The organism is Thermosediminibacter litoriperuensis, from assembly GCF_008124715.1.
Classification (GTDB): domain Bacteria; phylum Bacillota; class Thermosediminibacteria; order Thermosediminibacterales; family Thermosediminibacteraceae; genus Thermosediminibacter; species Thermosediminibacter litoriperuensis.
Genome location: NZ_VNHO01000016.1, coordinates 25,915 through 44,744, shown reverse-complemented (window position 1 = coordinate 44,744; position 18,830 = coordinate 25,915). Strand labels below are relative to the sequence as shown.

21 protein-coding genes and 1 riboswitch are annotated in these 18,830 nt (G+C 50.9%); of the genes, 4 read left to right on the top strand and 17 right to left on the bottom strand.

The window, feature by feature from the left end; all coding sequences use genetic code 11:
- Nucleotides 1-13: 13 nt before the first annotated feature.
- The 15 genes from LZ11_RS07950 to LZ11_RS07880 form a co-directional block, all read right to left on the bottom strand.
- The gene (locus tag LZ11_RS07950) at nucleotides 14-958 is read right to left on the bottom strand and encodes an AAA family ATPase (RefSeq protein ID WP_148867372.1); all 945 of its coding nucleotides are present in this window, start codon (nucleotides 956-958) and stop codon (nucleotides 14-16) included.
- A 1-nt stretch (nucleotide 959) separates the two neighbouring features.
- Nucleotides 960-1,181: a hypothetical protein gene (locus LZ11_RS07945; RefSeq protein ID WP_148867371.1), complete on the bottom strand. Its 222-nt coding sequence runs from the start codon at nucleotides 1,179-1,181 to the stop codon at nucleotides 960-962.
- 124 nt (nucleotides 1,182-1,305) lie between these two features.
- A riboswitch (Fluoride riboswitch) is annotated at nucleotides 1,306-1,366 on the bottom strand.
- 62 nt (nucleotides 1,367-1,428) lie between these two features.
- A complete protein-coding gene (locus LZ11_RS07940) occupies nucleotides 1,429-1,806 on the bottom strand; it encodes a DUF190 domain-containing protein (protein WP_148867370.1) in 378 nt (125 codons plus the stop codon).
- Between the two features lies 1 nt (nucleotide 1,807).
- Nucleotides 1,808-2,212, bottom strand: coding sequence for a fluoride efflux transporter CrcB (gene crcB, locus LZ11_RS07935; RefSeq protein ID WP_148867369.1), 405 nt, complete (start codon nucleotides 2,210-2,212; stop codon nucleotides 1,808-1,810).
- Between the two features lie 225 nt (nucleotides 2,213-2,437).
- Nucleotides 2,438-4,444, bottom strand: coding sequence for a sodium-translocating pyrophosphatase (locus tag LZ11_RS07930; protein WP_148867368.1), 2,007 nt, complete (start codon nucleotides 4,442-4,444; stop codon nucleotides 2,438-2,440).
- Nucleotides 4,445-4,466: 22 nt separating this feature from the next.
- Nucleotides 4,467-4,703 carry a preprotein translocase subunit SecG gene (gene secG / locus LZ11_RS07925; RefSeq protein WP_148867367.1) on the bottom strand — a complete coding sequence of 79 codons (237 nt, stop codon included), beginning with the start codon at nucleotides 4,701-4,703 and terminating at the stop codon, nucleotides 4,467-4,469.
- A 132-nt stretch (nucleotides 4,704-4,835) separates the two neighbouring features.
- Nucleotides 4,836-5,261 (bottom strand): DUF4342 domain-containing protein, encoded by a 426-nt coding sequence (locus tag LZ11_RS07920; RefSeq protein ID WP_148867366.1) that lies wholly within the window; start codon nucleotides 5,259-5,261, stop codon nucleotides 4,836-4,838.
- A 103-nt stretch (nucleotides 5,262-5,364) separates the two neighbouring features.
- Nucleotides 5,365-6,654: a phosphopyruvate hydratase gene (gene eno / locus LZ11_RS07915; RefSeq protein WP_148867365.1), complete on the bottom strand. Its 1,290-nt coding sequence runs from the start codon at nucleotides 6,652-6,654 to the stop codon at nucleotides 5,365-5,367.
- Nucleotides 6,655-6,676: 22 nt separating this feature from the next.
- A complete protein-coding gene (gene gpmI, locus LZ11_RS07910; RefSeq protein WP_148867364.1) occupies nucleotides 6,677-8,221 on the bottom strand; it encodes a 2,3-bisphosphoglycerate-independent phosphoglycerate mutase in 1,545 nt (514 codons plus the stop codon).
- Between the two features lie 12 nt (nucleotides 8,222-8,233).
- Complete coding sequence (gene tpiA, locus LZ11_RS07905; RefSeq protein ID WP_148867363.1) at nucleotides 8,234-8,992, bottom strand: triose-phosphate isomerase; 759 nt, start codon at nucleotides 8,990-8,992, stop codon at nucleotides 8,234-8,236.
- A 170-nt stretch (nucleotides 8,993-9,162) separates the two neighbouring features.
- Nucleotides 9,163-10,347 carry a phosphoglycerate kinase gene (locus LZ11_RS07900; protein WP_148867362.1) on the bottom strand — a complete coding sequence of 395 codons (1,185 nt, stop codon included), beginning with the start codon at nucleotides 10,345-10,347 and terminating at the stop codon, nucleotides 9,163-9,165.
- Entirely contained in the window at nucleotides 10,340-11,380 is a 1,041-nt protein-coding gene (locus LZ11_RS07895; protein WP_148867361.1) for a sugar-binding transcriptional regulator, read from the bottom strand. The genes LZ11_RS07900 and LZ11_RS07895 overlap by 8 nt, the downstream gene beginning before the upstream one ends.
- Nucleotides 11,381-11,428: 48 nt before the next feature.
- Complete coding sequence (gap, locus tag LZ11_RS07890) at nucleotides 11,429-12,442, bottom strand: type I glyceraldehyde-3-phosphate dehydrogenase (protein WP_148867360.1); 1,014 nt, start codon at nucleotides 12,440-12,442, stop codon at nucleotides 11,429-11,431.
- Between the two features lie 313 nt (nucleotides 12,443-12,755).
- Nucleotides 12,756-14,147, bottom strand: a complete 1,392-nt coding sequence (gene rpoN, locus LZ11_RS07885; protein WP_148867359.1) for an RNA polymerase factor sigma-54 — start codon at nucleotides 14,145-14,147, stop codon at nucleotides 12,756-12,758.
- 211 nt (nucleotides 14,148-14,358) lie between these two features.
- Nucleotides 14,359-14,841, bottom strand: coding sequence for a general stress protein (locus tag LZ11_RS07880; RefSeq protein ID WP_148867358.1), 483 nt, complete (start codon nucleotides 14,839-14,841; stop codon nucleotides 14,359-14,361).
- Between the two features lie 139 nt (nucleotides 14,842-14,980).
- On the opposite strand from LZ11_RS07880, the gene LZ11_RS07875 reads away from it, so the two are divergent.
- Nucleotides 14,981-15,541, top strand: coding sequence for an exonuclease SbcC (locus LZ11_RS07875; protein ID WP_148867357.1), 561 nt, complete (start codon nucleotides 14,981-14,983; stop codon nucleotides 15,539-15,541).
- 37 nt (nucleotides 15,542-15,578) lie between these two features.
- Here the strand turns inward: LZ11_RS07875 and deoC are convergent, their stop codons facing one another.
- Nucleotides 15,579-16,250 carry a deoxyribose-phosphate aldolase gene (gene deoC, locus LZ11_RS07870; protein WP_148867356.1) on the bottom strand — a complete coding sequence of 224 codons (672 nt, stop codon included), beginning with the start codon at nucleotides 16,248-16,250 and terminating at the stop codon, nucleotides 15,579-15,581.
- Between the two features lie 15 nt (nucleotides 16,251-16,265).
- Complete coding sequence (locus LZ11_RS07865) at nucleotides 16,266-16,784, bottom strand: PDC sensor domain-containing protein (RefSeq protein WP_148867355.1); 519 nt, start codon at nucleotides 16,782-16,784, stop codon at nucleotides 16,266-16,268.
- A 544-nt stretch (nucleotides 16,785-17,328) separates the two neighbouring features.
- Between LZ11_RS07865 and LZ11_RS07860 the strand changes: the two genes are divergently transcribed.
- From LZ11_RS07860 to LZ11_RS07850, 3 genes are all read left to right on the top strand, one after another.
- Complete coding sequence (locus tag LZ11_RS07860; RefSeq protein ID WP_148867354.1) at nucleotides 17,329-17,727, top strand: class II SORL domain-containing protein; 399 nt, start codon at nucleotides 17,329-17,331, stop codon at nucleotides 17,725-17,727.
- 110 nt (nucleotides 17,728-17,837) lie between these two features.
- A complete protein-coding gene (locus LZ11_RS07855) occupies nucleotides 17,838-18,428 on the top strand; it encodes a peroxiredoxin (RefSeq protein ID WP_148867353.1) in 591 nt (196 codons plus the stop codon).
- Between the two features lie 50 nt (nucleotides 18,429-18,478).
- Nucleotides 18,479-18,712: a hypothetical protein gene (locus LZ11_RS07850; RefSeq protein WP_148867352.1), complete on the top strand. Its 234-nt coding sequence runs from the start codon at nucleotides 18,479-18,481 to the stop codon at nucleotides 18,710-18,712.
- The last annotated feature ends 118 nt before the right edge of the window (nucleotides 18,713-18,830 follow it).

Sequence of the window (18,830 nt, the reverse complement as noted above, 5' to 3'; positions counted from 1 at the left end):
TCATCCCCGGTGTTTATTCAACGGGAACCGGTGTTTTTTCCAGGATGTCGGTTATCACGTCCTCGGGCCTGTAACTCTTTAGCTGGCTCTCATAATTGAGGATCAATCTGTGGCTCAGCACGGGACCCGCCAGGTGTTTGATGTCATCCGGTATCACGTAATCTCTGCCTTTGACGGCCGCAAAGGCCTTTGCACATTTATAAAGCAGCAGTGAAGCTCGGGGACTGGCTCCCAGTTTTACCGCCGGATGGTTTCTCGTCTCCCTAATAACAGTAAGCATATAGTTTTCTACGCTTTCATCTACGTTGACGCTCTTAACCTGCTCCCTCATTGCGAGTATTTCTTCGGCATTTAAAACGGGTTTTATCTCTTCCAGGGGACTTCCCGTCCCGAAACGATGAAGTATGGACCTTTCTTCCTCCAGGTGCGGATAACCTAGTTTTACCCTCATCAAAAACCTGTCCAGCTGGGCTTCGGGCAGGGGAAAGGTGCCTTCCATTTCCACGGGGTTTTGAGTGGCGAGCACCAAAAAGGGTTCCTTGAGCCGCCTGGTGACCCCGTCCACGGTGAACTGCCTCTCCTCCATAGCTTCAAGAAGGCTGGACTGGGTCCTGGGGGTGGCCCTGTTTATTTCGTCGGCGAGGAGGATATTGGTCATTATTGGCCCGGGGTTGAACACAAACTCTCCGGTCTTCTGACTGTAGATATTCACGCCCAGCACATCCGCCGGCAAAAGATCAGGCGTAAACTGAATCCTCCTGAAATCCAGGTTCAATGACCTAGCCAGAGCCTTGGCCATCAGAGTTTTGCCCACTCCCGGCACATCCTCCAGCAGCACATGTCCGCCGGCCAGAAGCGCCGTCAGCACCAATTCGACAACCTGATCTTTACCTACAACCGCTTTTCCGATATTATCCTCGACAGTAACTATCTTTCGAGAAAACTCAACCGCATCCATTTTACGCAACCCCTTCCAGGTGGTCTTTCAATTGTCTTATACTACCTTCGATTTTATTGAGCCTCTGTAAAAGGGACTCCAGTTCTCCCAGCCTGCTCTTTATACGTCCTTCTCCTGAATTTTTCAGCTCAGCAGCCTCTCTTACCAGTTTCATTATATCGCCGGCGGTTTCTATAATTTTTTCTTCAAGATAATTATAATACTCCGTAAAGGTTTTTTCCATTCTTTAGCTTTTCCGATCTTTTTTATCTCGTTTAAGTATTTAATCAGCTGCTCTTTTGCGCGGTCGAAATGCCGACATCATTTTTTCACCTCTCCGAAAAAATTAAGCTCCTACAATATCCGGCGATATTGCAGGAGCTATTAGCCTGAAAGGCAGTTTCGGTGAGCTCCATCACCTTTTTATTTATGCGATATATATTATATATTTTTTTTACATTTATTGCAACAGCATGATATAGCAACTGAGGTTACTCTGGTGGGGGAGTGGGTAAAGATTTTTTTCCCCCTATTTCTTCATTTTTCACGTATTTTATAACTTCCACATTCTCAATTGTTACTAGTCCTTCTTTAACGGTTTCATTTAGAAATGGAAGGAGTTTTTCTGTCCTGTCTGCCCTGTCGACTATATCGATTACAATCGGAAGATCGCTGGAAAGCACAAGAATACGGGCTGTATGAATACGGCTGTTGGCGCCGAATCCCTCTATGCCTCTTACCACCGTAACGCCGGCCATTCCCAATTCCCTGGCTTTAAGCACTATAGCATGATACAGAGGCATGCCATTATACTGATCATTTTCGCCTATATAGATTCTAATACGCCTGGCGGGCCCCGTTATATTCATGTTATACCAACCCTCTCATCGTATTAATTAGATTCGTCGCACTAATTCCCAAAAAAACCGCCCCAAAACCTCCTAGGAGGTTTGTCAGCACATTTAAGAAAGCCAGGGCAAAACTACCTTCGTGTATCAGAAGAAGCGTTTCCAGTGAAAAAGTAGAAAAAGTAGTAAAAGCCCCTAAAAACCCTACCATTACCAGAGATCGAACTATCGCTACCGGTATAGTGAACTGCATTGAAAGCGAATAGATTATCCCCAGCAAAAACGAACCCAGTATATTCACAACGAGGGTCCCGATAGGAAATGCAGTACCAATCCTATCATTTAACCATACCGATAGCATATACCGTGATAGGGCTCCTGCAGCTCCACCCAAGGTAATATACAGGTAAATCAATTTCTTCTCCATTCGATTACTCCTTTCTGGTGTCTGTGACATCCTTCCCTCAAAGATAGAGTGGCATCCCATCGTGGGATGATGGCATATATCGCAGGTCAGCCAGCATTCCCCGGAAGCCCCGGATCATCACCTTGGCAACCTTCTGGACAAAAAATACGGTAAACTACAAAATCACCTGTCGGCTTTTAAAAAAGACTCCTGTGAGGAAAATCCTCACAGGAGTCTTTTTCAGGATTACTTCATGAACAGCGGCGCGAACACCAGGGCTACGATGGTCATGAGCTTTATCAGTATGTTGAGGGACGGGCCCGAAGTGTCTTTGAAGGGGTCGCCCACGGTATCACCCACAACGGCCGCCGCGTGGGTGGGTGTACCCTTGCCGCCGTAATTCCCCTCTTCGATATACTTTTTGGCGTTATCCCAGGCACCGCCAGAGTTGGCCATCTGAATCGCTATCATCACGCCGGTTACCAGAGCGCCGGCCAGAAGCCCGCCGAGAGCTTCCCTGCCGAAAATCAGACCGATGGCCAAGGGTGCGGCAACGGCCATAAGGCCGGGAATTATCATTTCCCTGAGGGCCGCCCTTGTACTGATGTCGACGCACCTGGCGTAATCGGGTTTTGCTTTTTCTTCCATTATGCCCGGGATTTCCCTGAACTGCCTGCGAACCTCTTCGATCATCTGGTAGGCCGCTTTACCCACGGCTTCCATGGTCATCGCGGAGAACAGGTAAGGCAGCATGCCGCCGATGAAAAGACCAACTATAACGTCGGCCCGCAGGAGGTTTATACCCTCTTTCAACCCAGCGGCTGTAGTGTATGCCGAAAACAGCGCCAGTGCCGTCAGCGCTGCGGAGCCGATGGCGAACCCCTTGCCCATAGCCGCCGTGGTATTCCCGACCGCATCCAGCTTGTCGGTGATCTTCCTGACCGACGGGTCGAGTTCGGCCATTTCGGCAATACCACCGGCGTTGTCGGCTATGGGCCCGTAGGCATCCACCGCCACGGTCATGCCCGTAGTAGACAACATACCGATTGCCGCGAGAGCTATGCCGTAAAGGCCGGCGAATTTATAGGCTATAATCACCGCCAGGGCTATAAACAGCACCGGCAGAGCGGTACTTTTCATTCCCACGGCCAGGCCCGTTATGATGTTGGTGGCCGGGCCGGTCTGTGACGCTTTTGCGATTTCTTTCACGGGTCTGTAGCTGGAAGACGTGTAGTACTCGGTTAACGTTCCTATAATAATACCCACCACGATACCGGAAGTCGTCGCATAAAAAGCATTTATTTCCTGCAGGAAGTATATGCTGAGGAAGAGGGTGGCCAGTATCACGAGGATGCCGCTGGCAAAGCTCCCGTTTCTGAGAGCTTTCTGGGGATCGGACCCCTCACCGGTCCTCACGAACAGGGTGCCGATAATGGAGCTGATAATTCCCGCCGCCGCCACGAGCAAGGGAAAGATGATGCCCTTGATACCGTAGGGTTGCCCGGTTACGGTGCTGGCGGCCACGGCGCCGATGGCCATACCGGACACTATAGAACCCACGTAGGATTCGAAAAGGTCGGCCCCCATACCGGCCACGTCACCAACGTTGTCGCCCACGTTGTCGGCTATTACCGCCGGATTCCTCGGGTCGTCTTCGGGTATACCGGCTTCCACCTTGCCGACCAGGTCGGCACCGACGTCGGCAGCTTTGGTGTATATACCTCCGCCGACCCTGGCAAACAGGGCTATGGAGCTGGCTCCGAGGGCGAACCCGTTAATAACGTCAAAGCTTTTAACATCCGACGGGTCGCCGAACAGGAAGTATAGTATTCCGAGGCCTAGAAGCCCCAGGCCTACCACCGACATTCCCATAACGGCGCCGCCTGAAAAGGCTATTGAAAGGGCCTTGTTCTGCCCTTCCCTGGCTGCGTTGGTGGTCCTCACGTTGGCCCTGGTGGCAACGCTCATACCGATAAATCCCGCCAGAACCGAGGCCACCGACCCGGTTATGTAGCTAATGGCTGTCTGCCAGTTTATGAATGTGCCTATGATCAGGAACATTACGACGACGAATATCGCCAGGGTTTTATATTCCCTGAAGAGGAAAGCCATGGCGCCTTCGTGTATAGCGTCGGATATTTCGCGCATGCGCTCGTTACCCGCAGGGCTCTTGACAACCCTCATGGCGAGCATAAATGCGAACAGGAGTGCGAGTAAGCCCGAGACAGGCGCTAACACTATTAAGTTTTCCATCAGTCTCCCTCCAAAAAGTAGATTATTTTATGGCTACCATCATTAAGATGGACAATGCCAGGAAGGCAATAGCCAAAACTTCAGTTAATTTGGCCAGTTTATCGTCAATACCCTTTTTCTTGCCAAAGAAAGTCTCGGCACCGCCGGCGATTGTTCCTGAAAGTCCGGCGCTCTTACCCGACTGTAAAAGGACCGCAGCTATGAGTCCTATGCACACCAGAATGTATACCACAGTGAGCACTATGCGAAGACCCTGCATCCAATGCACCCCCTTTATAAATTAACGAATGTTATTTTATCACAATATGCCTAAAAACTCAATATTCGCACACCCTAATGCGGTAAAATAAAAATGAAGCTCTTCTCCAAAAGAGAAGGGCCTCGAAATACACTAGGAGTCTTTATCGGAGGGTCTGGTATCGAAGACTATCTCTTCTTTCTCGCCGTTTTCCTTCTCGATCTGTATCGTGCACCGGGTTACCAGGGCGGCTATTACACCTATGGCGGCAAGATACGGCGCCAGTATGGCTCCTATGGCTCCGACGGTAACCGGGATTTCAAGGAGCACGCGGTCGCCATGTTTTATGCGCAGGCGGGTTACGTTACCCTTCCGTATAAGTTCTTTTATTTTCTCTAGGAGCATGCTGCCTCTTGTTCCAAGGTCCCCCAGTTTAAATCCCTCTTTTTCGTCCTCTTCAAGGATAATGAGCGCTTTTACCACGTCGCCTCCCGCGGCTTCCAACGCTTCTTTAGCCCTGCGGTAGGTGCAGCCGGTTCTCTCCCGGAGGATATCGATTTTTTCAAGGTCTATTTCCATATTTTTTAACCTCCCTTCAAATTTATTCTACCTCACAAAATCTCGTTTATGCAACGGCGAAAACAGTAAATACGAGCTCCCCTGAGTGCGGGGAGCTCTAGTCCTATCTCTTCATTATATTGTAGAAGGCTTTAATACCCGGGTAACTGGCAGCAGTAGCCAGGTCTTCCTCTATGCGCAGGAGCTGGTTGTACTTGGCAACCCGGTCGGTGCGCGAAGGTGCGCCGGTCTTGATCATGCCGGCGTTCACGCCCACCACCAGGTCAGCGATGGTGGTGTCCTCGGTTTCACCGGAACGGTGAGAAACGACAGCCGTATACCCTGCCCTTTCGGCCATCTTTATAGCATCCAGAGTCTCCGTCAGGGTGCCTATCTGATTGAGTTTAATCAGGATGGAGTTGGCGACTCCCAGTTCTATTCCTCTGGCCAGGCGTTCGGTGTTGGTAACAAAAAGGTCGTCACCCACCAGCTGCACCTTTTTACCCAGAGCACCGGTGAGGAGCTTCCATCCATCCCAGTCTTCCTCAGCCATACCGTCTTCGATAGATATTATCGGGTATTTCTCCACCAGTTTCACGTAATACTCGACCATTGCCGCCGGGTCCAGTTCAAGGCCTTCTCCCCTCAGGTGGTACCTGCCGTCCTTGTACAACTCGGTGGCCGCGGCATCCAGGGCAACGTAGATGTCTTTCCCCGGCACGTATCCCGCCTTCTCGACGGCTTCAAGGATGTACTTTATGGCATCTTCGTTGGAAGCCAAATTTGGAGCGAATCCGCCTTCATCACCCACGGTGGTGCTCAGGCCCTTATCGCCCAGCACTTTCTTCAGGCTGTGGAAGGTCTCGGCTCCCATCCTCAGGGCGTGGGCGAAATTTTCGGCCCCTACCGGCATTATCATGAACTCCTGCAGATCCACGTTGTTGTCGGCGTGCTTGCCTCCGTTCAGTATGTTCATCATCGGTATGGGCAATACTTTAGCGTTGGTCCCTCCGATGTAGCGGTAAAGGGGAATACCCAGGTAATTGGCGGCCGCCTTCGCTACAGCGAGAGAAACGCCGAGAACGGCGTTGGCACCCAGCCTGCCTTTGTTCTTAGTTCCGTCCAAATCGATTAACAACCTGTCTACGGCCACCTGGTCCAGCGCATTCATACCCTCCAGTTCGGGACCTATTACCTCGTTTACGTTTTCAACGGCTTTCAAAACGCCCTTGCCCTTGTACCTCTTCGGGTCGTTGTCCCTGAGCTCCACGGCTTCAAACTGCCCCGTAGATGCTCCCGAAGGAACGGCTGCCCTTCCCATCGTTCCGTCTTCCAGGATAACCTCGACTTCAACGGTGGGATTTCCTCTGGAATCCAGTATCTCCCTAGCAAAAACGTTCAAAATAGTTGACATCTATACCACCCCTCGCAATTTTCTAAAGCCTTTCTTCTATCAGCGACCGGCCCGTCATCTCCGCGGGCTTTTCTATGCCGAGGAGTTCCAGCATGGTAGGTGCCACATCCGCCAGGATTCCCGGGCGGAGCCTGTAACTCCGGTCACTTATCAAGATAAAGGGCACCGGGTCGCTGGTATGGGCCGTATGAGCTTCCCCCGTCTCGTAATCCACCATCTTCTCGGCATTGCCGTGGTCGCCGGTTATAATTACTATGCCGTTCTTCTTCTGCACGGCTTCCACCACCCGGCCGATACATTCGTCAACGGTTTCTATGGCTTTCACGGCGGCCTCAAAAACCCCTGTATGCCCAACCATGTCCGGGTTGGCGTAGTTCATTATTATTACATCGTATATACCTTCGTTTATCTTTTTTATCACTTCGCCGGTAACTTCGTAAGCGCTCATCTCCGGCTTCATATCGTAGGTGGGCACTTTGGGCGATGGGATCAGCAGCCGGTCCTCACCGGGGAAAGGTTTTTCCACCCCGCCGTTGAAGAAAAACGTAACGTGGGCGTACTTTTCGGTTTCCGCTATGCGGAACTGCTTTAAACCGGCGTTGGATATAACCTCAGCAAAGATGTTCTTCAACGACTGGGGTTTATAAGCTATTCTTGCGTCTTTCACCTTCTCGTCGTACTGGGTCATGCAAACGTAATGGACCGGAATGAACCCCTTCCGGCGGCTGAATCCTTTGAAATCCTCTACACAGAAGGCGTACGTCAGCTGCCTAGCCCTGTCGGGCCTAAAGTTGAAAAATATTATGGAATCCCCTGCTTCCACGGTACCCGCGGGTTTCCCTTCGGCGTCTGTTATCACGGTGGGGATGACGAACTCGTCGGTCTCACCCCTTTTGTAGGCTTCTTCCAGGGCTTCCACGGCACTTTCAGCCCGGAGGCCTTCCCCCAAAACCATGGCGTTGTAGGCCTTTTCCGTCCGCTCCCAGCGCCGGTCCCTATCCATGGCGTAATATCTCCCGGCGATGGTGGCTATCCGCCCTACGCCTATTTGGGCCATCTCTTTCTCGAGCCTTTCGATGTACACTGCGGCATTGGCGGGCGGGACATCCCTGCCGTCGAGAAAGGCGTGTACGTAAACCTTATCCAGCCCCTCTTTCCGGCTGAGTTTTAAAAGAGCTATCAGGTGATCTATGTGGCTGTGGACTCCGCCGTCGGACAAAAGGCCCATGAGGTGCAGGGCTTTCCCACCCTCGCGGGCGCGCCTTACGGCTTCGACGAGCTCCTCGTTTTCAAAAAATCTCCCGCTCTTTATGTCTTCGCTGATGCGGGTAAATTCTTGATAAACAATGCGACCCGCACCCAGGTTTAGATGTCCGACCTCGGAGTTTCCCATCTGCCCCGCGGGAAGTCCCACGGCCAGCCCGCTGGATTCCAAAACCGTATTGGGATAATGCCTTATAAGACGGTCGAAATTGGGGGTTCTGGCGCTCAGTATGGCATTACCTTCGAGCCTTCCGTTGATCCCCCAGCCATCAAGAACCATTAGCAAAAGCGGTTTTTTTGACACTGCCTTCATCTCCTAACTCTGATCGTATGCGGCTATCCTGTAAAAAGTATCAGCATCGAGGCTGGCGCCGCCCACAAGGGCGCCGTCGATATCCGGCTCGGCCATGAGGTCCCTTATATTTTCGGGCTTCACGCTGCCGCCGTATAAAATCCTGGTGTTCTTAGACACCTGAACACTGTAAAGTTCGGAAAGCTTCTTTCTGAGGGCTCCTATAACCTCCTGAGCGTCGGAAGGCATGGCCACTTTTCCGGTACCTATAGCCCAGATGGGTTCGTAGGCAAAAACCAGCTCGTTCCCGTCATGAATATCGACCCCTTCCAGGGCCTTTTCTACCTGGCTTAGAACGACGGAAAGCGTCTGCCCCTTTTCCCTCTGCTCCAGGCTCTCGCCAACGCAAATGATCGGGGTGATGGCGTATTTCAGCGCCGACTTTACCTTCCTGTTGACGGTCTCATCGGTCTCGGCAAAATGCTGGCGGCGCTCCGAATGGCCTATTATCACGTAATCGCAGGGTATTTCCTTGAGCATCGCCGGGGAGATTTCCCCGGTAAAGGCGCCTTTGTCCTCCCAGTGCATATTCTGGGCGCCGATTTTCAGGCCTGAACCTTTCAGCCTTTCGGCCGCTGCCCAGAGGCTGGTGAAGGGAGGGCACAAAGCTATTTCCCCGGAAACGTTCTTCGCCATGGGGAGAAAGGCTTCCAGGAATTCCAGGGTTTCTGCAACGTTTTTATGCATCTTCCAGTTACCTGCAAAAAGCGGCGTCCTGGACATAATTATTCACCCCCGATTTTTACTAAACCATTTCACTGCCAAATTATCCTTTATAACAGTGTAAGAGCCAAAGGCACCGTTTAGTGAGGCCGTCGCCGCTCTTGGCGAGAACAAGTGAAGCCGGGCCGAAGCGCAGGATGCGCTGAGAGCGGGACGCGGCACAGATGCCACTACTTGTCATTTAAAACCGCTACGCCCGGCAGTTCCCTGCCTTCCAGGAATTCCAGGGAAGCGCCACCGCCGGTGGAAATATGGGTCATGGCATTGGCGAAGCCCAACTGTTCCACCGCGGCCGCCGAATCACCGCCGCCCACTATGGTTACCGCACCGGACTCCGCCATGGCGCGGGCTACAGCCAGAGTGCCTTCAGCGAAAGCCCTTATTTCAAACACCCCCATCGGACCGTTCCACACCACCGTCCTGGCCTTCTTTATGACCCCGGCGAATCTGTCGCGGGTGACTTCTCCAATATCTACGCCTATCATGTCACCGGGTATTTCGCTGACCGGCACCGTCCTGTACCCAACCCCTTCTTTGATCTCCGGAGCAACCACCACGTCTTCGGGCAGCAGCACTTTCACGCCCTTTTTACGTGCTTCTTCAAGAAGGGATGCGGCCAGTTCTACCTTGTCCTCCTCAAGAAGGGACCTACCGATATTATACCCCATGCTCTTCAGGAAGGTAAAGGCCATGCCGCCGCCTATCAGCAGGTAGTCCACTTTGCCCAGCAAGTTTTTGATTACCCCTATTTTATCGCTCACCTTGGCCCCTCCGAGGATGGCTGCAAAGGGCCTCTCGGGGTTTTCCAGAGCCCTGCCCATGGTCTCGATTTCCTTCTTCATAAGGAACCCCGCACCGGCGGGCAAAAATTCCGCTACTCCCGCTGTGGAGGCATGGGCCCTGTGGGCGGTGCCGAAGGCGTCGTTTATGTAGATGTCAGCCAGCCTTGCGAGCTTTTCGGCGAATCCCCTGTCGTTGGCCTCTTCCTCTGCATAGAAACGGACGTTTTCCAGCAGCATCACATCCCCGGGTTTCATTAAGGCTGCAGCCTTTTCCACTTTTTCCCCTATGCAGTCTTCCGCCATAATTACCTCTCTCCCTAGCAACTCGGAGAGCCTCCTGGCCACCGGGGCAAGGCTGTACTTTGGATTGAACTTACCCTTAGGCCTTCCCAGGTGAGAGGCCAGGATTACTTTGGCTTTGCGGTTTACGAGGTATTCTATGGTGGGTAGGGCCGCCCTTATGCGGGTATCATCGGTTATATTGCCCTGGTCGTCCATAGGGACATTGAAATCCACCCGGACCAGCACTCTCTTGCCCATCACGTCAAAATCCTCTACGGTCTTCTTATTCATGCATCTCGCCTCCCTCTATCTCGAGAAGTTTTCTTGCGGCACCCTCATCGGTTATGAGAACCGTGGGCCGGTGGTATTTTAAAAAAGCCCGTATGGCCGGAGCCTTGCCGCTGCCCCCGGCTATCGCGATCACCTTCCGGATGTTCTTCAGGTCCTTTACACTGAGGCCCACGCTGGTGGTAGTGTATACTATCCGGCCTTCACGGTCGAAGTAAAAGCCGAAAGCCTCGGCCACCGCGCCGTTTTTCAGTATCTGCCGGATTACGTCTTCGGAAAGGCCCCGCCGGCGGGCCATTTCCTCCGCACCCCCTATGCCGTGAACCACTATGTCGGCCCTGCGTATGAGTGAGATGACCTCTCTTATCCCCGGCTCGTTAACAATGGACTCCATTGCCTCCGGCCCCAGATTATCGGGCACGTACAGCAACCTGTACTGGGCTCCCAGCCTGCCGGCAAGTTCCGCCGCTATGGTGTTGGCCTGCAGTTCCACCCTCTCGCCCAAACCTCCCCTGGCCGGTACCACCATCACGTCCTCATATCCTGTGAGGTGGGGCATCCCCTTAGGAACCTGAGCCATAGTAGTTCCGCCGGTCACGGCGATGACGTCGCCGCTCTTCAGGCACGACCTCAAATAAGCGGCGGCTTCCCTGCCCAGCTGCTTCTTAACGGTCTCGTCCCTGTCGGAATCTCCGGGAATAATAAGCACGTCCTCGCAGTCAAATTTTTCCTTTATTCTTTCGGCTATAAAACTTAGGCCCCTCAGGAAATACACGAAATTTTCCAGCCGGGCGATTACCTGCTCTCCCTCACGAGACACCCTCATGCCCTTAGGGTCAATCTCCAGAAGCCCCAGCTCCTCCAGGCGTTTTACTTCGGTCCTGAGGGGCCTTTCCGGCAGGGAGAGCACCGCAGATAGGGCCCTGCGGCCTATGGGCTGGTTGTAATATATATTTCGCAGAATGTCAAATCTCTGTTCAACGATCTGCGCCATTTCGGGCACAATCTTTTTTAAAATACCCGCAATCTCTTCCATGGGATGTCTCCTTTTCAGCAAAATAGCCCGGAAATGGGCTATTTTGCTTTAAAGTCCCTTTTCTGCTATATATTTTACCAGATCCATCACTCGGCAGGAATATCCCCATTCGTTGTCATACCAGGCCACCACCTTCACCAAGTCGTCGCCGATGACCATGGTGGAAAGGCCGTCTACTATCGAGGAGAGCTCGGAACCTTTGAAGTCCATAGAAACCAGGGGCTCTTCGGTGTACCCTAGAATTCCCTTCATGGGGCCTTCCGCCGCCGCCTTCAGCGCCTGGTTCACTTCTTCGGCGGTCACACTCTTTTCAAGCACAGCCGTAAAGTCGACTACCGATACGGTGGGCGTGGGAACCCTGAGGGCAAAACCGTTGAGCTTGCCGGCCAGTTCTGGGATAACCAGAGCCACCGCTTTTGCGGCGCCGGTGGTGGTGGGTATAATGTTGAGGGCCGCCGCCCTGGCCCTTCTCAGGTCCTTGTGGGGCAGGTCGAGAATTCTCTGGTCATTGGTGTAGGAGTGGATGGTGTTCATCAATCCCTTCTTAATTCCAAAATTGTCCATCAACACTTTGGCCACGGGAGCAAGGCAGTTGGTGGTGCAGGAAGCGTTGGAAATCACGTGATGTTCCGCCGGGTTGTATTTGTCGTGGTTGACTCCCATGACTATGGTTATATCTTCACCCTTGGCCGGGGCCGATATAATAACCTTTTTGGCTCCTCCAGATTCAATATGCTTTACGGCCTTATCCTTGGAAGTGAAAACGCCGGAGGATTCCACCACGATGTCGACTCCCAGATCCTTCCACGGGAGATTTGCCGGATCTTTTTCGGCGAATACTTTGATTTCCTTGCCGTTTACCACTATAGCGTTCTCTTTAGTAACAACCTCTCCTTCAAACCTGCCGAAGACAGAGTCGTACTTCAAAAGGTGGGCTAGGGTTTCAGCGTCGGTGAGATCGTTGATCGCCACGATGTCTATCTCCGGGTGGTTTTTCAGGGCAGCCTTGAAGGAATTCCTGCCTATCCTCCCGAAACCGTTGATACCTACTTTAATGCGCATGGTTCTTCTCCTCCTCTATGTATTTTTTTATGAAATCTATTCTACGGCAGGAAGAGACTCTCCCCGCCATCGGGCCTGCCGCTTCTAGCGGCTCTTTAGAGCGGCATTTTAAACACCACAATTTAAGTTTCTGCAGCTAAGCTACATTTGATTCAATGCCGGGAGATTTTATGCGGTCACCTCCCCGGGACTAATTTTGTCCCTATGTTATTTTTTTTGTCCCGATTCAACTAAAAAAAAACAGAAATGACTAGAGATCCTTATTTATATTATACCACAAATCCCGTCAAATTCCTGCCTTTGGCGGTAAATTTTAATACCTTTTTCTCTTGGCGGAAGAGGGTATTCCCAGTTCCTCCCTGTACTTGGCCACCGTTCTCCTCGAGATGATTATTCCCTTTTTCTTCAGGTCGTCAGAGATCTTCTGGTCGCTGAGGGGGTTATAAGGATCTTCCCGGGATATCATTTCTTTCATCATCTTTTTGATGGTTTCTGAGGACGTGGTCGATCCGTTGACATTTTCAAGCCCGTTTTTAAAGAAGAATTTCAGCTCGAACACTCCGCGGGGCGTCTGGACGTACTTGCCGTTTATCGCCCTGCTGACCGTAGACTCATGGACTCCGATTTTATCAGCGATCTGCTTCAACGTGAGGGGTTTCAGGCCCGAAATGCCGTAATCGAGAAACTCCCTTTGTACATCGATTATAGCTCTTATAACTTTGTACAGGGTTATTCGCCGCTGCTCTATGCTCTTTATGAGCCAGAGGGCCGATTCCAGCTTGCGGGTCAGGAACTTGGAAGCGAGAGATTCCTTGTCCTCTGACAGCAGCAAAGACCTGTAATAGGAGTTGATTGAAAGCCTGGGCGCTACCGAATCGTTCATTATAATCACGTACTCGCTGCCCACTCTTTCGATAACCGCATCCGGGATGATATATTGGGTTTCGTTCACCGAAGAGAAATTCCTGGCCGGTTTCGGGTCCAGAGTGAGCACGATGTCCTTGAGTTCCTGCACCCTCGACAGCGATATATTCAGTTTCTCGGCTATTTTTGTATATTTCGCCTCCGCCAGGTCCTTAAGGTGGTTCTCTATGAGGGCTCGCAGCTTCGGGTGTTCTATACCCTTTTGTTCGACCTGGATTAAAAGGCATTCCTTGAGATCTCTCGCTCCAATCCCGGGGGGATCGAAGGACTGAATGACTTTGAGGACTTCTTCGACCTCTTTTTCGGAAACCTTTAGGATTTTTGCCGCTTCGTCCACCCCAACCGCCAGATAACCGTTTTTATCCAGATTACCGATCAGGAACTCCCCTATTTTGAAAGCCTTCTTCGATACCGGTGCCAGGCGCAGCTGCATCACCAGGTGCTCCTGTAGCGTAGGCGCGGCCGAAACGAAGTTCTCAAAGCTGCTCTCCTCTTCCCTTACCTCTCTGGGATACCTTAAAAAATCCAGATCGAAGCACTCTTGCAGATACTCCTCCCAGTCGAGAGTATCCTTGTCCTTTTCCCTGGTCTCAACCTTCATTTCTTCGCCCGAATAGTCATCTTCTTCTTTGTCCAGCAGCGGGTTGTTCAAAAGTTCCTGTTCAATATATTCGTACAATTCCACGCTGGACAGCTGCAGAATGGTTATGGCTTGTCTCAGTTCCGGGGTCATCAGCAGTTTCTGGGTCTGCGAAAGGGTGAGACTGTAATTCATCTGCATAATTCGAGCCCCCCAAAGCCCTTAAAAATCCTGGATATTATAATATATTCGACAAAAACATTAATCTTACCTTTTTTGTAAATTTACATTTATTGTATACTTTTTTGAAATCGGCCGGTAGAAAAATGTTGTACAACATTACTGATTTAATTATATCATACTAAGAAAACACGGGGAAGAATTCTTTTATCATTCTTCCCCGTAGACTGTGTCAGTGGGTTTCTACGTCTCTGGCGCCGTTTCGCCTCATGACATCGGCTGCTCTTTCCACCTTCTGGTCGTGGGTCCTCACGGCGGCCAGGATCTTACCCCTCTTCACCTCTTCTTCGTAGTAGCGTCCTCTCTCTTCGGGAATGCCCCAGTCGATCAGACCGCCGGCAATACCTCCCGTGGCGGCGCCGGAAAGGAGTCCGGCTATCGGTCCGGCAGCTATGATCGGGCCGAGGCCGGGAATTGCCAGTGCTCCCGCACCGACCGCCAGCCCGGCCAGACCGCCCAGAACGCCTCCGGTGGTGGTTCCGTCGGCGACGGTGTCCATACCCATGGCTCCGTTATCGCCGTTTCTTTCGCCCCTCTGCCCGCCTTTTGCGACGATGGATATTTCATTGGTATCAAAACCCGAATCCCTCATTTCATTTACCGCTTTTTCCGCCTGTTCACGGTTTTCGAACACTCCAATTACAGTTTTAGCCATATATCCAATTCCCTCCTCCTGATTTTTTACCACTCTTATTGTTTCCTTCTTTTCGCCGGCTATACGCCGCATCACTTCGGCCAAAAAAGGAAAAAATAAACTTGCAATTAACTCGCATTCCAGCAGGGGGAGGAAAATTATGCCTGACGATAAGGGAAGAACGTTTATGACAGAAGTCGATAAAAGGCTGGAAACTGAAACGGCTCAAAGAATCAATCAGGTATTCAATGAACAGCGGCTGCAGCCCGATACTTATCAGAACAACCAGCATAAGCAGTTTGCCCAGGATATCCAGTGTATATGCGACCTGGCCAGGGAGCAACATATGACCACGGAACAGCAGATACAGAGTACCTTGAACCAGGCTTCTACGAATATCATGGATTCCCGGCGCCTGGAAAGCATATTTAACGCTGCCCAGCAGCTACAGCAGGCGGCCCGGATGGGGTTTTCCAATCTGCAGGTCAATGCAAAACAGTACAGGCAGACCCTTGAGCAGATGGAAAAACAGTGTCACGAGCAGCAGGTGGCTACCGATATGCAGGTGGTTCAGGCAATGCAGCAAGCCATCTCGGCTATGGCCCAGGCTCAGAGTGCACTCCTTCAGAGCCAGGCGATAGGTAAGATATTCGACTCGATAACCAGGTGCGGGGATGTGCTGGCGCAAATCGAACAGGCTAACACAGCACTCCCCCAATGATTAAAGCGCCCGTTTATACCGGGCGCTTGAAGCCTTTTTACTTTAGCTCTTCTATAATGGCCACTCCGGAGCTGGTGCCTATCCTGTTAGCACCGGCTTCGATCATCTGGAGGGCGGTTTTCAGGTCCCTTATCCCCCCGGAGGCCTTTACTCCCATAGTATCTCCAACCATTTTTGCCATGAGCCGGACGTCCTCGACCGTCGCACCGCCGGAGCCGAATCCAGTGGATGTCTTCACAAAATCGGCTTTTGCCTCCTGGCAGAGTTTTAGGGCCGTAACCTTTTCGCTCTCTGTCAAATAGCACATTTCGAGAATAACTTTTACTATGGCTTCGGGATTGACTTCCTTTACCGCCCTGACCACACCTTCGATATCTTCTCTTACTGCATAATAGTCCCCGCTCTTCAAAAAGCCTATGTTCATAACCATGTCTACTTCCGACGCACCGGATTCCACGGCTTTTCGGGCCTCGTAGGCCTTGACCTCAGGCAACGCCGCTCCCAGCGGAAATCCCACCGTCGCCCCGACCTTTACATCACTTCCCTCCAGCCTCTCGACTGCATAACCGACGTAGCACGGGTTCACGCAGACCAGGTAAAAACCGTAATCCTTTGCTTCTCCGCAGAGCCTGTCGATGTCCTCCAGCGTCGCCGTGGGCTTCAGTAGCGTATGGTCTATGAGCCTCGCCAGCTGTTCTCTTGTAACCACAGAAATCTCCCCTTTTTATAAGCTTAAATTGATGTCGGCGGCAAGCACGCCGATCACTTGACCCTTCTCGCTTTTTACAGGAACTGAAACCGCCATGCACAGCTCTCCGGTGGTGGAGACGTAGGGCTTGGAAACGTATACATTGCCCTTCATCGCCTCCTGGAACCACTGCCTGTATGCGTAATTTTGCCCCGGTGTACCGTTTATGATGTAAACTAGGTTTATATGTACCAAGGAGTCGTGGACGGGTCCGTAAATAAAACCAAAAAAGCCCGTACTTTTACTCAGTTTAGATAAACTCGTCGTAACGCCGTTAATGAACTGCCGCACCGATTCGGCAAGCACGTTCAGAGGTCTTATAAAAACTCTGTATCCCCCGAAGCTTAAAAAGCCAGTTAAAATCATTGCAAGCAAGAAAGGTACCAGAATCGCTCTTACGTCCGCACCCATCGCCAGGGCGAGCAGGGCGAAAACAAGAACGGGAATCGCCAATGCGACCATTACTGCAACCGGCTTCCTTAAGCTTTTGTCCATAAATACTCCCTCATTAATAAACTCATGTCCTGTATTCTTATTCGATATTTTTTTCTAATTTCCTCTATTTTTTTATTTAATTCCCATTTTGCGGGGTAAAATTGTTGATAAATCTCGAAATATGTCGTTTTTTACTTTCTTAAAAAAATGGAAAAGCCAATAAAAGGAATCCGGTAAATCACCGATAAATGCGCACCGGTCTGCCCTTACAGCTGTCCTATACTGTTTTTTAATATATTCTATGCTTTTCTATATTTTCCTTGCTTTTGTTTCAACACGGAGGCAGCGAATTATCTCAATAACCCCATTCCGGCACCTTTCTGGTCATATTTTCCAGGGTCCGGCATTTAGGGCAACCCATCCAGAGTTTTAATTTCCATAAAAATAAAACCCTTGTATTTAAGTATTGGCATATATTTTACTAAATCACAAAGACTATTATAATAATAAAATAATTTTACAACATTCCAGGCAGGAATTCAGACCAATTTGGAGAATATATTATTAGTAATAAGTATTATTATTAATAAAAGGGGGAACATATATGGAGTCCTTAGCCAATCATCTTCAGAAAGACGACTGGAAGAAAGAAAAGCACGTCCCCGTCATAGAGGTTAATGAACCTGTAAAGAAAGGCCAACCCGTTGACGTCCACCTCTGCGTAGGCAAGGAAATTCCCCACCCGAACACAACGGAACACCACATCAGGTGGATAAAACTCTTTTATCAGCCCGACGGAGAAAAATTCACGATTCATCTGGGGACTTACCAGTTTGAAGCCCACGCCGAATCCGTGGAAGGGCCTAATAAAGGTTCAGCCAAGTGTAACCCCTGCGTGCATACCAGCGTGGTTCTCGAAAAACCAGGCACATTGATGGCTCTGAGCTACTGCAACATCCACGGCCTCTGGGAAAATTCGCTGCGGATCGATTTTGAAGAGTAAAAAATAAAGCCCCGGTTTAAGCCTTTGAGGCAACCGGGGCTTTGTCTTGTCGGTCTATCACCCAGCCTCTCTTGAAATCATATTATTAAGAATGAGAGAGGAGTGAGATAATGGAAAGTGCCCTATACACCTCGAAGCACTGCCTGCAGCGGGGAGATCCGGCCCCTGATTTTGAGGCCCAGGCTTACTGCAGGGGGAATCGTATTACGGTAAGACTTTCCGACTACAGAGGCCAGTGGGTAATGCTTTTCTTTTACTCTTCGGACTTCACCTTCGTGTGACCTACAGAACTTGCGGCCGTGGCCGCTTCTTACGACCAATTCAGGCGCCTGGGCGTCGAAGTGCTGGCCATCAGTACCGACAGCATTTACGCCCACAAAGTTTTCGCTGAGATTTCACCTTCGGCCCGGAAGGTACAGTACCCTCTTATATCCGATCGAAACCACAAAATAAGCAGGATGTACGGGGTACTTGATGTAATGGAGGGTACGGCTCCCAGGGCTACATTTATAATAAATCCCTCGGGGATCATCGAGTACTACTCAGTCTATCCGGGACCGGTCGGCAGGAACATATACGAATTGATCCGGATCTTCCAGGCCCTGCAGTTTACGGAAAAAACCGGTCTTGGCGCACCAGCCAACTGGCAGCCGGGTGACAAAGGGATCTCCCGTGAATGGCATAATGTGGGACGGGTTTAGCCCCGGGAATGCGGGTATACTATTTTATATAATAGATGAGGAGGGTTATTATGGCGGAAATTTACATTAACCTGGGGCAGGAGATCAACGATTACGACATAAATGCTTTTAGGCGTAGATTAAAGTCCGTAAATCCCGGGGAAGAGGTTATTATTCGCATTGAAGCCGCTGACGCTCACCAGGCTGACCGAATAGTAGATGAGTTAAGAAATCACGGTTTCGACTACCAGCCCCATGGAGGTCATGCAGGCGAATACTTTCTGACCGCCAGGAAAAAGGGTTGAGCCTCAGCCATTGATGGATCTTATAAAAATGAGGCACCCCGTAACGGGGTATTTTTTTTGCTGTGAACACCTTGGGTGAACTATCCTGGTCCGAACTCGACGGAACTTCTCGAGGTAA

Excerpts from the sequence above, each read along its gene's own strand:
- LZ11_RS07950 (WP_148867372.1), bottom strand. The coding sequence starts at position 958 with ATGGATGCGGTTGAGTTTTCTCGAAAGATAGTTACTGTCGAGGATAAT.
- LZ11_RS07945 (WP_148867371.1), bottom strand. The coding sequence starts at position 1,181 with ATGGAAAAAACCTTTACGGAGTATTATAATTATCTTGAAGAAAAAATT.
- LZ11_RS07940 (WP_148867370.1), bottom strand. The coding sequence starts at position 1,806 with ATGAATATAACGGGGCCCGCCAGGCGTATTAGAATCTATATAGGCGAA.
- crcB (WP_148867369.1), bottom strand. The coding sequence starts at position 2,212 with ATGGAGAAGAAATTGATTTACCTGTATATTACCTTGGGTGGAGCTGCA.
- LZ11_RS07930 (WP_148867368.1), bottom strand. The coding sequence starts at position 4,444 with ATGGAAAACTTAATAGTGTTAGCGCCTGTCTCGGGCTTACTCGCACTC.
- secG (WP_148867367.1), bottom strand. The coding sequence starts at position 4,703 with ATGCAGGGTCTTCGCATAGTGCTCACTGTGGTATACATTCTGGTGTGC.
- LZ11_RS07920 (WP_148867366.1), bottom strand. The coding sequence starts at position 5,261 with ATGGAAATAGACCTTGAAAAAATCGATATCCTCCGGGAGAGAACCGGC.
- eno (WP_148867365.1), bottom strand. The coding sequence starts at position 6,654 with ATGTCAACTATTTTGAACGTTTTTGCTAGGGAGATACTGGATTCCAGA.
- tpiA (WP_148867363.1), bottom strand. The coding sequence starts at position 8,992 with ATGTCCAGGACGCCGCTTTTTGCAGGTAACTGGAAGATGCATAAAAAC.
- LZ11_RS07900 (WP_148867362.1), bottom strand. The coding sequence starts at position 10,347 with ATGAATAAGAAGACCGTAGAGGATTTTGACGTGATGGGCAAGAGAGTG.
- LZ11_RS07895 (WP_148867361.1), bottom strand. The coding sequence starts at position 11,380 with ATGGAAGAGATTGCGGGTATTTTAAAAAAGATTGTGCCCGAAATGGCG.
- gap (WP_148867360.1), bottom strand. The coding sequence starts at position 12,442 with ATGCGCATTAAAGTAGGTATCAACGGTTTCGGGAGGATAGGCAGGAAT.
- rpoN (WP_148867359.1), bottom strand. The coding sequence starts at position 14,147 with ATGCAGATGAATTACAGTCTCACCCTTTCGCAGACCCAGAAACTGCTG.
- LZ11_RS07880 (WP_148867358.1), bottom strand. The coding sequence starts at position 14,841 with ATGGCTAAAACTGTAATTGGAGTGTTCGAAAACCGTGAACAGGCGGAA.
- LZ11_RS07875 (WP_148867357.1), top strand. The coding sequence starts at position 14,981 with ATGCCTGACGATAAGGGAAGAACGTTTATGACAGAAGTCGATAAAAGG.
- LZ11_RS07865 (WP_148867355.1), bottom strand. The coding sequence starts at position 16,784 with ATGGACAAAAGCTTAAGGAAGCCGGTTGCAGTAATGGTCGCATTGGCG.
- LZ11_RS07860 (WP_148867354.1), top strand. The coding sequence starts at position 17,329 with ATGGAGTCCTTAGCCAATCATCTTCAGAAAGACGACTGGAAGAAAGAA.
- LZ11_RS07850 (WP_148867352.1), top strand. The coding sequence starts at position 18,479 with ATGGCGGAAATTTACATTAACCTGGGGCAGGAGATCAACGATTACGAC.